14 protein-coding genes and 1 pseudogene are annotated in these 15,881 nt (G+C 46.6%); 7 read left to right on the forward strand and 8 right to left on the reverse strand.

Annotation, left to right across the window (positions count from 1 at the left end; translation table 11 throughout):
* Window positions 1–99: 99 nt before the first annotated feature.
* A pseudogene (locus C3B51_RS03455) lies at window positions 100–1,305 on the forward strand (IS256 family transposase).
* Between the two features lie 81 nt (window positions 1,306–1,386).
* On the opposite strand, the gene C3B51_RS03460 reads toward C3B51_RS03455, so the two are convergent.
* The 6 genes from C3B51_RS03460 to C3B51_RS03485 form a co-directional block, all read right to left on the reverse strand.
* A complete protein-coding gene (locus C3B51_RS03460; RefSeq protein WP_130244185.1) occupies window positions 1,387–3,153 on the reverse strand; it encodes a UvrD-helicase domain-containing protein in 1,767 nt (588 codons plus the stop codon).
* A gap of 2 nt (window positions 3,154–3,155) precedes the next feature.
* Window positions 3,156–5,156: an ATP-dependent nuclease gene (locus C3B51_RS03465; protein ID WP_130244186.1), complete on the reverse strand. Its 2,001-nt coding sequence runs from the start codon at window positions 5,154–5,156 to the stop codon at window positions 3,156–3,158.
* A gap of 165 nt (window positions 5,157–5,321) precedes the next feature.
* Window positions 5,322–5,783: a hypothetical protein gene (locus C3B51_RS23765; protein ID WP_206076590.1), complete on the reverse strand. Its 462-nt coding sequence runs from the start codon at window positions 5,781–5,783 to the stop codon at window positions 5,322–5,324.
* A 385-nt stretch (window positions 5,784–6,168) separates the two neighbouring features.
* Window positions 6,169–7,818, reverse strand: coding sequence for a chaperonin GroEL (gene groL / locus C3B51_RS03475; RefSeq protein WP_010383738.1), 1,650 nt, complete (start codon window positions 7,816–7,818; stop codon window positions 6,169–6,171).
* A gap of 61 nt (window positions 7,819–7,879) precedes the next feature.
* The gene (locus C3B51_RS03480) at window positions 7,880–8,167 is read right to left on the reverse strand and encodes a co-chaperone GroES (RefSeq protein WP_054014887.1); all 288 of its coding nucleotides are present in this window, start codon (window positions 8,165–8,167) and stop codon (window positions 7,880–7,882) included.
* A 165-nt stretch (window positions 8,168–8,332) separates the two neighbouring features.
* On the reverse strand, window positions 8,333–8,839 hold the full coding sequence (locus C3B51_RS03485; protein WP_130244187.1) for an FxsA family protein: 507 nt from the start codon (window positions 8,837–8,839) through the stop codon (window positions 8,333–8,335).
* A gap of 174 nt (window positions 8,840–9,013) precedes the next feature.
* Here C3B51_RS03485 and cutA point away from each other — a divergent pair, with 174 nt between their 5' ends.
* From cutA to C3B51_RS03515, 6 genes are all read left to right on the forward strand, one after another.
* Entirely contained in the window at window positions 9,014–9,334 is a 321-nt protein-coding gene (cutA, locus tag C3B51_RS03490) for a divalent-cation tolerance protein CutA (protein ID WP_130244188.1), read from the forward strand.
* A complete protein-coding gene (locus tag C3B51_RS03495; RefSeq protein ID WP_130244189.1) occupies window positions 9,334–11,163 on the forward strand; it encodes a protein-disulfide reductase DsbD in 1,830 nt (609 codons plus the stop codon). The genes cutA and C3B51_RS03495 overlap by 1 nt, the downstream gene beginning before the upstream one ends.
* 236 nt (window positions 11,164–11,399) lie before the next feature.
* On the forward strand, window positions 11,400–11,861 hold the full coding sequence (gene aroQ, locus C3B51_RS03500; RefSeq protein WP_130244190.1) for a type II 3-dehydroquinate dehydratase: 462 nt from the start codon (window positions 11,400–11,402) through the stop codon (window positions 11,859–11,861).
* Window positions 11,862–11,880: 19 nt separating this feature from the next.
* Complete coding sequence (accB, locus tag C3B51_RS03505; RefSeq protein WP_130244191.1) at window positions 11,881–12,345, forward strand: acetyl-CoA carboxylase biotin carboxyl carrier protein; 465 nt, start codon at window positions 11,881–11,883, stop codon at window positions 12,343–12,345.
* A 21-nt stretch (window positions 12,346–12,366) separates the two neighbouring features.
* Window positions 12,367–13,707, forward strand: coding sequence for an acetyl-CoA carboxylase biotin carboxylase subunit (gene accC / locus C3B51_RS03510; RefSeq protein ID WP_125716975.1), 1,341 nt, complete (start codon window positions 12,367–12,369; stop codon window positions 13,705–13,707).
* 159 nt (window positions 13,708–13,866) lie between these two features.
* A complete protein-coding gene (locus C3B51_RS03515) occupies window positions 13,867–14,760 on the forward strand; it encodes a DMT family transporter (RefSeq protein ID WP_130244192.1) in 894 nt (297 codons plus the stop codon).
* A gap of 14 nt (window positions 14,761–14,774) precedes the next feature.
* On the opposite strand, the gene C3B51_RS03520 is transcribed toward C3B51_RS03515, so the two are convergent.
* Window positions 14,775–15,281 (reverse strand): DUF2489 domain-containing protein, encoded by a 507-nt coding sequence (locus tag C3B51_RS03520; RefSeq protein WP_125558816.1) that lies wholly within the window; start codon window positions 15,279–15,281, stop codon window positions 14,775–14,777.
* 3 nt (window positions 15,282–15,284) lie between these two features.
* Window positions 15,285–15,860, reverse strand: a complete 576-nt coding sequence (yihI, locus tag C3B51_RS03525; protein WP_125716973.1) for a Der GTPase-activating protein YihI — start codon at window positions 15,858–15,860, stop codon at window positions 15,285–15,287.
* Between the last annotated feature and the right edge of the window lie 21 nt (window positions 15,861–15,881).

The raw sequence follows: 15,881 nt of genomic DNA on the forward strand, positions 1-15,881 counted from the left end.
CCGGTTGGACTTGACCAGTACCATACCCCTTTCTTTCTAGGTGGTGTTCAATTTTCTGTGTCATTTCGATAAGTTAAGATACAAAAAGAGAAATGACCCATGACTACACAAAAATTTGATTTAGATTCTGTATTGAAAGCGCTCTAGGACGGCAAAAACCTCACTGGTAAAGATGGAGCACTCACCCCGTTGATAAAACAGCTCACTGAAGCCGCAATGAAGGCTGAGTTGGAAAACCACTTAGCCGAAAGCTCCGAGCCCAATCGTAAGAACGGTAAATCCACTAAAACGGTCAAAGGGCCCACTGGTGCATTTGAACTTGAGACGCCTCGTGACCGAGCAGGCACCTTCGAGCCGCAGTTGGTGAAAAAGCACCAAACCCATCTGACCGAAGACTTAGAACGTAAGATTCTTGCGCTGTTTGCCTTGGGTAACAGCTACCAGGATATCCGCGCTCACATCGCCGATATGTACGATATATCTATTTCCAACGGTACTATTAATGCCGTAACAGACAAGCTACTGCCTGAGCTCCAGGCTTGGCGTGAACGTGATTTGGAAGCCATATATCCCATTGTTTGGCTTGACGCCATTCACTATAAGATCAAAGAAAACGGACGTTATGTCAGTAAAGCCATCTACACCATTTTGGCTCTCAACATCGAAGGCAAAAAGGAGCTTTTAGGCCTCTACCTTTCAGACCAGGAAGGTGCCCATCACTGGCTAAGCGTGTTGACCGACCTTAATAATCGAGGCGTTAAAGATATCCTGATTGCCTGCGTGGATGGCCTCAAAGGCTTCCCTGAAGCCATTGAAACCATCTATCCGAACACAGAGATCCAACACTGTATCGTTCACCAGATCCGTAACTCACTCAAATACGTGGCATCCAAAAACCAAAAGGCTTTCATGGCGGATCTCAAATGCGTTTATAAGGCTGCAACCCTAAATGCTGCTGAAATAGCGCTGGACGAACTGGAAGCCAAGTGGGGTGAAAAATACCCTTTGGTCATCAAATCATGGCGCTGTAAATGGCCGACACTCAGCGCTTACTTCAAGTACCCGGATTACGTGAGAACGCCTATCTACACGACAAATGCCGTGGAGGCTGTACATCGCCAGTTCCGGAAGCTGACCAAAACCAAGGGCGGTTTTGCCAATGAAAACAGCTTACTAAAGCTACTCTATGCCGGTATACTTAAGGCTCAAGAGCGCTGGACGCACCCTATCCAGAACTGGAATCTCACGCTGTCGCAGATGGCCATCCACTTTCCAGGGCGCTTAGATGACTACATCGAGCTTTGAGCTCAGTAGGCTGACACAGAATTATGAACACCCTCATGTGAGGAGAACATGTTGAACTCCAATCATCCCTTAAGACTTTTACTAAGCTCCAATCGGATCACCTAGCACGTTGTTTTTACCAAATATCCGCTCAAGTACCTCAATTGATTTTGCAGATAACTCCTGTGTAAACAGCAGAGATAGATTGTGCTTGCTTCGCGAACAGCTGACATAAAACAAGTTGCGATTCCGTTCAAATGTACCTTGCTTATCTTTAGGGTAGTTTCCATCCATCCACTCTAACATCTGGTTCCAGTTATATTGATTCCAGCCGCGACCACAAACGACAAGTACATTGTCAAACTCTGCGCCTTTCACACCGTGTTTCGTAGAGAAGGGCGTCTTTGAATCGATGTATTCACTCAGGTTTACAACCTCTAAATACTTTACAGCGCGCAACTTACTGAGCTTGTCAACAAATCTCAATTCACTCTCTTCCAGTTCATCATTAGACTTTGATGTAAGCTCCTTATATCGTGTTTCAGCCTCTTCTACTTTTGACGAAAGCCTTGGCATCTTAGTTCTCATCAAAAGATCCAGCAAGTCGCCAATAGTAGAATTGGCTCTTGCATGCATTACTTTCCCTAGATTGTTAATCAACTCAGTTTTATCAGCTTGGCATTTCAACTGTGGATGGTTTTTCTTTTTGATTTGCAATAGTTCACCATACAGCTTTTGCTCGTATGCAAGTGCTGTAGGTTCTATCACGTCAAGAAAAAACTGGATATATTTGTCATTTTTTTTGAGATAATCATCTGTGTAACGAAAACAGTCCGATAGATTCTTAAAGTTCTGTTCACTGGCGATGAGATTGTTTGTTAAGAAAAGGATTTTCGTCTTGTCAGGAGATAAATCCCATCCGTCTCTACGCATTAACTTTTTCGTTTTCTCTACATGTTCTCTTACACTATCTTCTGGAAGATCCCCCTTCCAATGCCCACCACCTGAACCATCTCTCCGTACACCTACCCAATCATTGGAATGGAAAACTTTTATCACTCCTTCTGAGTCTGGTTCTGATTCAGCTTGGGGGAGGTCAGGTCTCATTCTGTTTAAACAACTGACTATATTTTTGTCTGATCGGAAGTTTGCTTTCTTTCCGATTTCTACTATTTTTCCTTTGTCACTGGATATCAAACCACAAGCCGAAGAGCCATAGATTTTTTGCCAGTGATCGCCGAATAAACCGATAACTACACCAGAGTCATTGTTAATTAGGTTGGAGACAATACTTTCAGCTAGCTTGATATCGGTATCCTGATATTCATCAATGAATACTATCGGGAATTTGCTTTTTAATAGCTTCTGGAATTTTGGATAAGCAAGTATATGAGCCATCAACGTGATTACATCATCATGGTGCAAATTTATCTCATATTCATTAATCGCAGGAAATCCAAGATCATACTTAACCACTTGCTCGGTAACGCCCCCTGCCTCATCTATTCGCTGTAGCCATTTTTCACCTAGCTTCGGGAGGTACTCTCGGAGCTTTACCTGATAGTGTTGAAGTATATTCCAGCAGAATGCGTGAATTGTATCTGCAAAAATAACAGGATGATGGTCCGTTCTATCCTTTATTTCATCTTTTGCGACGTTTGTGTATGTAATACAAGCAATCTGCTGCCGATTACCTAAAAATTCATCTGCACGATTGGATATCAGATACTTAATCGACTCAATCAAAGAATAGGTTTTTCCCGCACCTGCACCAGCTTCCAAACGGAAACTCTGGTGTTTGTTGATACAATTTCTGAGCTTCTCCAACGCCTCGATAGAAGCCTGCTCGGCTGGGCTTATCTTTGTCATGGCTAAGCCTCCTCCGCTTTGACTGCATCATCGCTATCTAGCCACTCTAACCCTTCACAAATATATTTAGGCACGACCCAATCTGTTGTTTTAATAGAATACTCAATGGCAAAATTAGCCTTGCTATCTTTTCCTATATCCTTAGCTCTTTCAAAAACGCGACGCTCCAACTCTACCCCTTCTAAATCATGTAAACCGAATAGATTTACATTGGCCAAAATAAAAGCATCTTCAAAGCTACGTCCGCATAGAGCTTTTTCATCTTCGTCGATCTGAAATGCTAATCTCCGACATCCTGAAACTTTGGAGTTCTCTTCTTTGGCACTAATATCATCTAAACTTGCATACCCTTTCATACCAAACCAATTTGACAGGCCTGCATTACTTGAATGTGTACCTTCACTCACACAGGAAGCCGGATAGGTTGCTCTCTTCTCACCCTCGGTCTTCTTTACTGAATCTAAATCAGTAATGAACAATGTCTTAAGTTCAAGAAAATCAATGAATTTATAAAAATGATGAGCATATGCGCCGCCCACCTCGACTACAGACATATACTTTCTGCGCAAACCGCACTGTTTCAAATCATCCACTTTTTTGATCATCTCGGGCAGAAGAATTCTTTCAGTAGCGCCTTCAATAAGAATCGCCCTATCCGCGAAATAAAGATCACATTTTGTCAGTGTTAAGTACTTGTGCAAAAATTCCTTGTCTTCCTTGACATCTTCGCTGCCAAACGCTTCTCCCAAGTCTTTTACCTTAGTTTCTTTTCCACTCTTAGATAAAAAGTAACGCACTTTGCTAAAATCTACTTCATTGGCAATATGGGAAGAGTGCGTGCTGACCACAAACTGAACTGGCCACAACTTTCCGTCGTTAAGTTGTTTTTGAAACTCTCCGACTATTTCCTCAAGCTGCCGAATGAATACTTCCTGCATTTGTGGGTGAAGGTGCGCTTCCGGTTCTTCAATGAAGATTAAATGCCCTTTCGGAGGAGTGGGCTGGGACTGAAACTCTCTAAAGTACTCATAGATGCGAAAGAGAATAAAAATCAAATTTCGGATACCTAAACCATTGTAGGTTTCAGGCAGAGTAAAGTGGTCATCGCCTTCGTAAAACACTCTGGTATTGCTCTCCAGAAGTGACTTTACATTCAACTCCGTAGCTGCACTTAAGTTTGGATCTTTCAAGCCAGGATATCCAAATATATTCAGTGTTGGCAAAAGCGATTTAACTTTCCCTTGAAAATCAGTATCGACTTTTTCTTGCAGTTCTTCTACAACTTTATTGATCTCTTCAGACTTAGCTTTAAATGCCTCAGGCGCTCCAGTGCTGTTAGCACTTTTAAAAATATTTCCCAATGATTTACCAAGAACATCTCGCTCACTATGAGTTTCATCATCAAGTCCGCGTTGAGCGTTTATCAAACCTGACAATATCAATCGGTTAAATGCTGAAAACTCCAGCCTGACTTTATTGCCAGAATTAGTAGGTTCAATGGCATATATAGCGGTTTCGAAATGCTGATTGATAAGGTTTCTTAATTCAGAAAAATATTTCTTACGATTAGCGATATCTAAATCCTGAAAAAATTCCTTAATCTTTCCACCTTTTAACTGATAGGAAACCAATACACAGGTTTCGAATAATGTATCGTCGAGGTCAACTATGAAATCACCTAAAGATCCAAAGTCGTGCTCGTCATCCTTGTAATCGATTCGCAGTTCTAACTCTATCGTTGGTATTAGAGGACGAATTTCTTCATCTTCTCGGTTAGCTTTATAGGCATTTAAAGCCTCATTAAAACCAGCTAAGCAGGACTGATTAAAATCCTCATAACGGACTTTAACTCCAGCCGGATTTAAAAAGCTTCGAAATATTTCAGCAAGAGAAGTTTTACCCGTATTATTGCGCCCAACAATAAGGGTTGCTCTGTCATCTAGAGTCAAGCTAACATCTTTTAACAGTCTGTAGTTTTTTATACGGGCGCTTTTTATTTTCATTCTTTTTCCTTAAAACGAGTGAGATGGAGTTCCTGAGATTCCAAAAAACATAATGCTAAATTAAGATGTACACAACGAACCACCCAACCTAAACCTCTGCGCTATAAACACTAAACTTGCTTAAAGTGAAAGCACCAAGCGTTGTGACCCACTTTCAAATTTCTGTTAACTAGTGAAACTCACCATGAGTACTTTGTCGATGCTACTCATCGGCACAAAGTCTGGGTAACCAATTTCAATTCTTTGTACCACTTTTAGAGAATATGCTTTTTCCTGCTCCCAGGCAGTCCATAATTGCAGGTTTGAATATGCATCTTTCGATAGAACTAACACAGCCATTGCAGCATGCTCTCGAGCAATATTTATAGGAATACACTTATACAAGTGCTGATATACTTTCTTGTCGTCTAAATTGCGATAATCAAAAAACGACACGCAAGATCGTAAACGAAAGAAACCGTTTGAATTTCCAAACACTGAACTTCGAGAGCCATCTAAATTGGCAATCAGCCCCCCAGAAGACAATATCGATTTATAATTTTCCAGAGTTGTGGCGTGAAAAACCAACCCGCTCTTTTTACTAGCAAAGTCTTCAAAATCATCGATTTTCAAATTACGAACTAGCACTTTATTCCCTCTAGAGAAACCTCATTCCCCATCAAAATGGGGAGGTAAACACCCCACAACGACCAAAATCACTTACTTCCCAGAATACCAACACAAAACCAGGAGGTAAACAAAAGGTTAAATTTAATGTGTGGTGCTCAAAGCTATGTCCTAGTTCAACTGCACAGGGCAAAGTTTTGAGAAAAATTAGCCGATCACAACGGGCCCACACTGAACAAACCCATTTCCTTTTGTGCAAGCTACTCCAGAAGCAACACATGGACGTTAAATCGATACCCCACTTTATACCCCTAAAATGATGAAGCTTTAACAAATTCCAGACATAAAAAAACCCTAACATCAAACTGTTAGGGTTTTTCTAAAAAGCGATTCGGGCCGATTTTTACTACATCATGCCGCCCATACCACCCATACCGCCCATGCCACCCATGTCAGGTGCAGCAGCTGCTTCTTCCTTCGGAATTTCCGCAACCATGGCTTCCGTGGTGATCATCAGGCCAGCAACAGACGCTGCGAACTGTAGTGCAGAGCGTGTTACTTTAGTTGGGTCAAGGATACCCATTTCGATCATGTCGTCGTACTGGCCGTTCGCTGCGTTGTAACCATAGTTACCTTCGCCGCCTTTCACTGCGTTAACAACCACAGATGCTTCGTCACCCGCGTTTGATACGATTTGACGTAGCGGTGCTTCCATCGCGCGTAGCGCAACTTTAATACCGTGGTTCTGATCTTCGTTGTCGCCTGTCAGTGATTCAATCTTGCTCGCAACGCGAACCAATGCAACACCACCACCAGGTACTACGCCTTCTTCAACCGCAGCACGGGTTGCGTGCAGGGCATCTTCAACGCGGTCTTTCTTCTCTTTCATTTCAACTTCAGTTGCGGCACCGACTTTGATCACTGCAACACCGCCGGCCAGTTTAGCCATACGCTCTTGTAGTTTCTCTTTGTCGTAATCTGAAGTCGCTTCTTCGATTTGTGCTTTGATTTGCGCAACGCGACCATCAATACCTTCCTGCTCGCCCGCACCATCAATGATAGTGGTGTCATCCTTAGTGATAACAACGCGCTTCGCAGTACCCAGGTCTTCAACCGTTGCTTTTTCAAGCTCAAGACCAATCTCTTCAGAGATAACTGTACCGCCAGTCAGGATAGCAATATCCTGTAGCATTGCTTTACGACGGTCACCAAAGCCTGGAGCTTTAACCGCTGCAACTTTTACGATACCGCGCATGTTGTTCACAACCAGAGTCGCCAGCGCTTCACCTTCAAGGTCTTCAGCGATGATCAGCAGAGGCTTGCTGGTTTTGGCAACAGCTTCCAAAGTTGGCAGCAATTCACGGATGTTAGATACTTTTTTGTCAACCAACAGAATGTGTGGGTTGTCCAGTTCTACCTGGCCTTTTTCAGCATTGTTGATGAAGTAAGGAGACAGGTAACCGCGGTCAAACTGCATACCTTCAACAACGTCTAATTCGTTCTGTAGTGACTGGCCTTCTTCTACTGTGATAACACCAGACTCACGACCTACTTTTTCCATTGCTTCTGCAATGATGTCACCAATTTCTTTGTCAGAGTTTGCAGAGATAGTACCTACCTGAGCAATCGCTTTAGCGTCTGAACAAGGAACAGATAGCGCTTTAAGCTCTTCAACCGCTGCAATCACAGCTTTGTCGATACCACGCTTCAGATCCATCGGGTTCATACCCGCAGCCACTGACTTAAGGCCTTCGTTCACGATAGCTTGTGCCAGTACCGTTGCAGTCGTAGTACCGTCACCCGCCGCATCGTTTGCTTTAGACGCGACTTCTTTTACCATTTGTGCGCCCATGTTTTCGAACTTGTCTTCCAGTTCGATCTCTTTTGCAACAGATACACCGTCTTTAGTGATAGTAGGGGCACCGAATGACTTATCCAGTACTACGTTACGGCCTTTTGGACCCAAAGTTACTTTTACTGCGTCTGCCAGTACGTTTACGCCTTTAAGCATTTTAGTGCGGGCATCACCTGCAAAACGAACTTCTTTAGCTGCCATGATATTTATTCCTCTAAATTCTTTTCGATTAACCGTTAAATGTTGAGTGCGACGACCAGGCTTATTCTACGATGCCCAGGATGTTATCTTCGCGCATGATCAGGTATTCCTGACCTTCAATTTTTTCTGTTTTCTCAACGTACGAGCCGAACAAGACTGTGTCGCCCGCTTTAACCTGTAATGCTCTCACTTCACCATTGTCCAACACGCGGCCGTTGCCTACTGCAATCACTTCACCACGGGTTGATTTTTCAGCAGCAGAACCAGTTAAAACGATACCGCCAGCAGACTTAGTTTCTTCTTCAAGACGCTTAACAATAACGCGATCATGTAAAGGACGAATGTTCATGTGTTTAGTTCTCCTAACAGTTTCTGAACAATGACAGAATACATAGTGTAAGATGTTTGCCCGCTCAAACTTAATTGTTTACAAGGGGCTAACTAATTAATTTCTAAGTTGCTTCACTTTATGGGGATGGGCAAATCAAAACCCAAGCATTTTTTTCAAATTTTTTTAGTCCTTGCGCTTAAACTCGCCTTCTAACGTGGTATTCCCCTCATCACGCTGCGATTGGCCATGACCAGAAGAACGACCGGCAAACGGGTCGAACTGCTGCTCTTGTTGCTGTGTGGTGTGCTGGCTGAACATACCACCACTTTGCACCTGCACGGTGGCACGTTGCAGCAGCGCCTTGGCTAATTTCTGGCGAATGGCCGGCGTGAGCAGCATAAAGCCCAATACATCGGTCATGATCCCCGGCGTCATCAGTAATACACCGGCAATGATCACACAAATACCGGCAAACAGATCGCTGGCAGGTAACTGGCCGCGTGCCATTTGTTGCTGCACGTTGGCGTAGGCACCCAGGCCTTGCTGCTTAACCAGGCGTGCCCCAAACACCGCGGTCAGGATCACCAGTGCCAGGGTGGCAAATCCGCCGATGACTTCACTGACTTGTAGTAACAGGGCTATTTCAGCGATGGGAATAACAATAAAGAGTAGAAAAAGGACTTTAAACATAGGATCTCCAAAATAACTGAAATAGATGTATGGGTCCTCGGGTCTTATTTCAAGCCCGCGCCTCAGGCACGGCAAAGCACACGACTAATGCGCTGAAACGACAGGTGAAGCGCTTGGGATACCCGGCATGTTTGGTTACACTAGAGCAAATTTAGCTCAAGTGAAAGGATAACCATGACGACGCCTTACCGATTGGTCATGACCACCTGTGGCACTCATGCGCAGGCCCAAGACATTGCCAGGCATTTGGTGGCAAATAAACAGGCAGCCTGTGTGAACATTTTGCCAAACGTTGAGTCCATCTATGTGTGGCAGGGTGAGGTCATGCAGGACAGCGAGTATAAGTTAATGATTAAAACGCATATTGACTTGGTCGACGCCGTCATGGAGACCATTCACCGTTTGCACCAATACGATGTGCCTGAAATTCAGGTCATCGAAGTCTGTGCTGGATCGCGGGACTATTTTAACTGGATTGATGAGGTACTGAATTAATGCGAATGCTGACGCGCTTTTTACCCAGCGGCATACTGGCCGTTTTGACCGCCCTGTTGATGCTGCTAAGCACCAGCAGCCAGGCGGCAGGCAATGCCACTGTGCTCGATAGCTTGCTCGCTCCCAAGCAGCAAACGTTTTTACCCGTTGAAGAAGCGTTTAAGTTCGACTTCGACCAGCAGGGCAAAGTGCTGTTTACCGGCTGGGATATTGCGCCTGGCTACTACTTATATAAGAAGAAACTGGAGATCATCGCCAAAGGGGCTGACATTTCAGTGCCCGAATATGCACAGGGCGAAATGATCGAAGATGAATTCTTTGGCAAAACCGAAGTGTATTTTGACCAGTTTGCCGTGATCTCCCGACTCAGTAACATCACCGACGGTGCAGTCGTCAAAATTCGCTATCAGGGCTGTGCCGAAGCCGGGCTGTGTTACCCGCCCGAAGTGATCACAGTACCTTTAACTGTGCTCGTCAGTGGCGGTGATGCTGATGCAACCCCAGCCGCCAAAGCGACCAGCCAGCCCGAGGCTGCATCCGCAAATAGCGACGATTTAAGCTTCACGGAACGACTGGCGCAGCAATCACTGCTCACCAACCTGGCGGTGTTTTTTGCGGTAGGTGTGGGCCTGGCGTTTACGCCGTGCGTGTTCCCGATGTTTCCAATCCTCTCTAGCCTTATCGCCGGGCAGCAACATTTGTCGACCAAAAAGGCCTTCAGCCTGTCTTTTGTTTATGTTCAGGGCATGGCCGTAACCTATGCCGCGCTTGGCTTAGTGGTGGCCTATTTTGGTGGCCAGGTGCAGGGCTATTTGCAACACCCGGCGGTACTTATCAGCTTTAGTTTATTGTTTGTGTTGCTGGCCTTTGCCATGTTCGGCTGGTACGAAATCAAACTGCCCAGCGGTATGATGAACAAGCTGACCGAGATCAGTAACCAACAAAGTGGCGGTAATTATGTTGGCGTGTTCTCTATGGGCGTCTTATCCGGTCTGATCGCTTCCCCGTGTACCACAGCGCCCTTATCCGCGGCACTATTATATGTCGCCCAAAGTGGTGACTTTATGGTCGGTGGCCTGACATTGTATGCACTGAGCCTGGGGATGGGTCTGCCGCTGCTGCTGCTGGGTACTTCAGGTGGTAAATTACTGCCCAAAGCCGGAGGCTGGATGGAGCAGGTCAAAACCCTGTTTGGTTTTGTCATGCTGTTTGTGCCGCTGATCCTGCTGGAGCGGATCCTCGACTTTAATATCATTCTGGGACTGGCGTCTGTGCTGGCGGTGGCGACCGCTTTGTATTTGCACCACTGGCAAAGTGGTCAGGCACAAGGCAAAGGCAAAACCCTGCTCTGGGCAATGGCAACCAGCTTATTCGTAGTTGGCTTGCTGACAGCCAGAAGCGTGGTTTTCCCGGCCCCTGAAACAGCCCAGACAAGCGTGGTACAAAATGAAACCAAGCAAGGCTTCAGACTGCTGGACGACCTGGCTGCGCTGAATGTGGCGGTAGAACAAGCCAACAGTAACGGTAAAATCGCCATGGTAGATCTGTATGCCGAATGGTGTGTGGCCTGTAAAGAGTTTGAAAAATACACCTTCCCTACCGAGCAGGTACAGGCGCAGTTTGCCTACTTCGATACGTTAAAGCTCGATCTGACCGAAAGTAACGACACCACCATAGAGATCATGGAAGCATTTACGGTATTCGGTCTGCCCAGCATTTTGTTCTTTGATGCCCAGGGTAACGAGATCCCAGAACTACGCGTAACCGGATTCCAGGGTGCCGACGAGTTCGCTGCTCACCTCGAAAAAGTGCGCCAATACGTACTGTAACCTGCTTTTTAGCGAATGAATTGCTCCCCACGACACAGAGGCCTGAAGATTTACCTCTGTGTCTCGTCTCTTCCTATGCTGATTAGACCAGTATTTTGCTGCTATTTACCTTGAACTCTCTATAATAGTTCACGAACGTGAGAAATATTTGCTATTTACTGTGCATACGCTTAAGTTAACAAGGTCTTTTTCGAAAAAAGTCGCTTTGTTTTCTAAATAAAGGAATTTCACGCATTATGTCTACAAATTTAAAGATTTTAGTCCTGAATGGCCCCAACCTGAACATGCTGGGCCGACGCGAGCCCGAAAAGTACGGCACACGGACCTTAAAAGACATAGTGCAGAGCCTGACGCAAAGCGCAGTAAATTATGATGTTGAACTCAGTCACTTTCAGAGCAATAGTGAGGCCGAGCTGATCGAGCATATTCATGCGCAATATGACCGTGTTGATTGCATCATTTTCAATCCGGCGGCATTTACGCACACCAGCGTTGCTCTGAGAGATGCCTTACTGAGCGTCAGCATTCCGTTTTATGAAGTGCATTTATCAAATGTTTATGCACGCGAGCCCTTTCGCCACAAGTCCTACTTTTCGGATGTGGCACAGGGCGTGATATGTGGATTAGGTGCGCTGGGCTACGAGGCGGCATTAATGGCGGCCGTAGCCAAGCTGCGCAAACAAGATAACTCAAATTAACTAACAGGCGGGTCAAGTTATGGATATTCGCAAGATCAAAAAACTTATCGAATTAGTAGAAGAATCAGGCATTGCTGAGCTGGAAATCACCGAAGGTGAAGAGTCGGTACGTATCAACCGTCACAGCAGCGCGCCGGTCATTGCTCAGCCACAGCAATACTCATTACCAACAGCGGCACCTGCGCCTGCAGCAGCCCCTGCTCCAGCACCAGCCGCCGAAGCACCAGCTGCGGCCAGCGACACACCTGCCGGCCATCAGGTAAAATCACCTATGGTAGGTACTTTCTACTCAGCATCTTCTCCAACGGCTGCGGCTTACGTAGAAGTGGGTTCAAAAGTTAACGTGGGCGACACACTGTGTATCGTTGAAGCGATGAAGATGATGAACCAAATCGAATCTGACAAAGCCGGTGTTGTAAAAGCGATCCTGGTTGAGAATGGCGACGCGGTTGAGTTTGATCAACCTCTGTTCATTATTGAATAACGCCCCTGGAAGGTTAACACTATGCTAGATAAAGTAGTCATTGCAAACCGAGGCGAAATTGCGCTTCGCGTATTGCGTGCCTGCAAGGAGCTGGGGATTAAAACGGTTGCAGTGCATTCAACTGCCGATCGTGACCTCAAACACGTGCTACTTGCAGACGAAACCATTTGTATCGGTAAACCCGCTGCCAGCGAGAGCTACCTGGATATTCCTCGTATCATCGCTGCGGCAGAAGTGACCGATGCGGTTGCCATCCACCCGGGCTATGGCTTCCTGTCTGAAAATGCCGATTTTGCCGACCAAGTTGAGCAAAGCGGCTTTGTCTTTATCGGTCCAAGAGGCGACACCATTCGCCTGATGGGTGATAAAGTATCTGCCATTGAAGCGATGCGTAAAGCCGGCGTCCCGTGTGTACCCGGTTCTGACGGCCCGCTGACTGAAGATAACGAGCGTAACGTCCAAATCGCTAAGCGTATCGGTTACCCGGTGATCATCAAAGCTGCCGGTGGTGGTGGTGGTCGCGGTATGCGTGTGGTACGGAGCGAAAAAGAGTTATTAGACTCCATCGCGCTGACTCAGCAAGAAGCCAAGCAGTTCTTTGGTAATGGCATGGTTTACATGGAAAAATTCCTTGAAAACCCACGTCATATCGAAGTACAGGTACTGGCTGATGGTCAGGGCAACGCCATTCACCTGGGCGAGCGTGACTGCTCAATGCAGCGTCGTCACCAGAAAGTGGTAGAAGAAGCACCGGCACCGGGTATTACCGCAGAAATGCGTAAGTTCATTGGTGATCGCTGTACTCGTGCCTGTATCGAAATCGGTTACCGTGGTGCCGGTACGTTCGAATTCCTGTACGAAAACGGCGAGTTCTACTTCATTGAAATGAACACGCGTATTCAGGTAGAGCATCCGGTGACTGAAATGGTGACTGGCGTTGACCTAATCAAAGAACAGCTGAAAATTGCTGCAGGTCAGCCGCTGTCTATCACGCAGGATGATGTTGTGATCCGTGGTCATGCCATTGAGTGTCGTATCAATGCGGAAGATCCGGTGAGCTTTATTCCGTCTCCAGGCAAGATCACGCGCTTCCATCCGGCCGGTGGTTTGGGCATTCGCTGGGACAGCCATATCTATGCAGACTACACAGTTCCGCCGCATTATGACTCCATGATCGGTAAACTGATCACTTACGGTGAAAACCGTGACGTGGCCATTGCCCGTGCGCGTAACGCTTTGAATGAACTTGTGATTGACGGTATTAAAACCAATACCCCGCTGCACAAGAAAATTCTGGCGGACGAAAACTTCCAAAACGGTGGTACCAACATCCACTACCTGGAAAAGAAACTGGGCCTGTAAACCCGTCCACGCAGGGGATATTCATTCCCCTGCGTTAATCTGATCTACCTCCCTGTGTAGACACTTTCAGAACTCACTGCATATTTTTCATTGCATCCAGATGCCACTTCCGTCACTTTAATACCTGATCTACAGACTGACTCAGTAAAAGAGAAGATGATGACTTTACCCAGTTTTTTACGTTTGATCTGTTTGGCTGCAATCTGGGGCGGTTCATTTTTGTTTATGCGTATTGCCGCGCCGACCTTTGGACCGGCTTACTTGATCGAATTCCGAGTGAGCTTTGCTGCACTTGCTTTGCTCGTGATAGCCTTGTACCTGAAGCGAACTCTGCATTTTCGCGCCCACACCCGGCACTTTTTTATTTTGGGATTTCTCAATACTGCGCTGCCTTTCGTGCTCTTTGCCTATGCGGCACAAACCCTGACAGTCTCTATGCTGGCAATTTTAAACGCTACGGCTGCCATTTGGGGTGCTTTGATCGCTTTTTTCTGGCACCGAACACCTCTTTCAGTGAAGTCCCTGATCGGCATGGTGCTGGGGGTATGTGGCGTGATCATCTTGGTTGGCTGGGACCAGACCTTTGTCTCAGAAGCGCTGATCTGGCCGGTCCTGGCAGGTGTACTGGCCGCTGTGAGTTACGGTGTAGCGAGTAACTATGCTAAAAACGCGCCACAGATCGCCGCGTTTGATAATGCCCATGGCAGCATGTGGGCCGCCGTTGTCTGGCTGGTGCCATTACTCCCTTTTATACCCATGCGGGCAGTACCAGATAGCACGGAGATCTCTGCCGTTATTGCACTGGGCGTGATCTGTACTGGCATTGCTTACTTACTGTATTTTCGCTTAATTTCAGACGTAGGTGCGGCTTCTGCGCTTTCGGTTACTTTCTTAATTCCCCTGTTCGGCATTGTATGGGGCTATCTGGTATTAGATGAACAGGTTGGGATCAATACACTGGGAGGGATGATCTTGGTGTTAGGTGGAACTATGCTGGTGACGGGGTTTTCACCCGCCACCTGGCAAGCAGAGCGCGCTGCGCGCGCCCGGTGAAGCCTGCTATTTAGCTACTGAAACACCACGTTTTCGCTGCCTGGCAGCGGCTTAAACCGGCTCAACAGCTTTTCGCAATCTTCCAGGATCTGCGCTTCCAGTCGCTCTTCAGCACGCCAGCGCTGCGCATCCATCTTATAGATCTCTTTCTTGCTGTATTTTTTGCGAGCTTCATGGGTCGGCATTTCTTTGACTTCCTCGTACATTTCGTGCACGCCAGGATAGCTCTGACTCAACTCTACCTCTTCATCAAAACTATACTGAGACATCAGCACCCACACCCGCAAACAGCCCTCAGAGTACTCGCACTGCTTTTGCTGCATTGCTTTGGCTATCAGGTTGATACTATCGGACAGCTTGGCATTACGCTCCTGACGAGAGCGTGCCAGCTTTTCTTTTTGCTCCTGCTGCAATTTTGCAATCGTGTCTTTCTGTACTTTAAGCTGCCACAGCAGCTTGCCGGCGTAAAATGCCAGACCGGCGATGATCAACGCGCCTACCACAATCGCGGCTATCCACATAGTTTAACGCTCCTCGTCTTCGTCTGTTAACCACTCATTGGCCAGATCATTACTCATCCACTGATCCAGCTCATCTTCCTGGGGCATATCAGCTTCTTCGAACTCATCATCAATGCCCAGTAACTCACATAACTCCTGATGGCGTGCCACCGACTTATTGAAGTACTTAGCATCTTTGCCCGTTAATAGCTCACCACGCTCATGACGCTCTAATAGCGCCATCAGACGCTCATCATTTTCCAGTTGGCGCAGCTCTTCTTCCGGCGTTAATGCCACTGGCGCGACCTTCTTCAGCTCCACCTGAGGTTTGAGGTCACGATTGAGCTTAGGCTCGCTGGCCTGCTGTGGCTGAGGTACCAGCGCAACCGGCTTTTTACTGCCCGCACGCGGATCCTTCTTGCTACCCGAAGTCTTACTCTCTTCCACTTTGGCTTCTTGTGCATTACGTGAGCCCGGCTTTTTACCTTTGTGCTTTTTGTTGCGCTGCTCTTTCAGCGCTCTCAGCTCCTGAAGTTTCTCTTTGCTTAGCCTTGGTGTGCCGATGTTGCCCACCTTACGGGATTTCTTCTTTCTGGTCATACTAGTCTTTACTCATTCTGT

The organism is Pseudoalteromonas rubra (assembly GCF_004212645.1).
GTDB classification, from domain to species: domain Bacteria; phylum Pseudomonadota; class Gammaproteobacteria; order Enterobacterales; family Alteromonadaceae; genus Pseudoalteromonas; species Pseudoalteromonas rubra_G.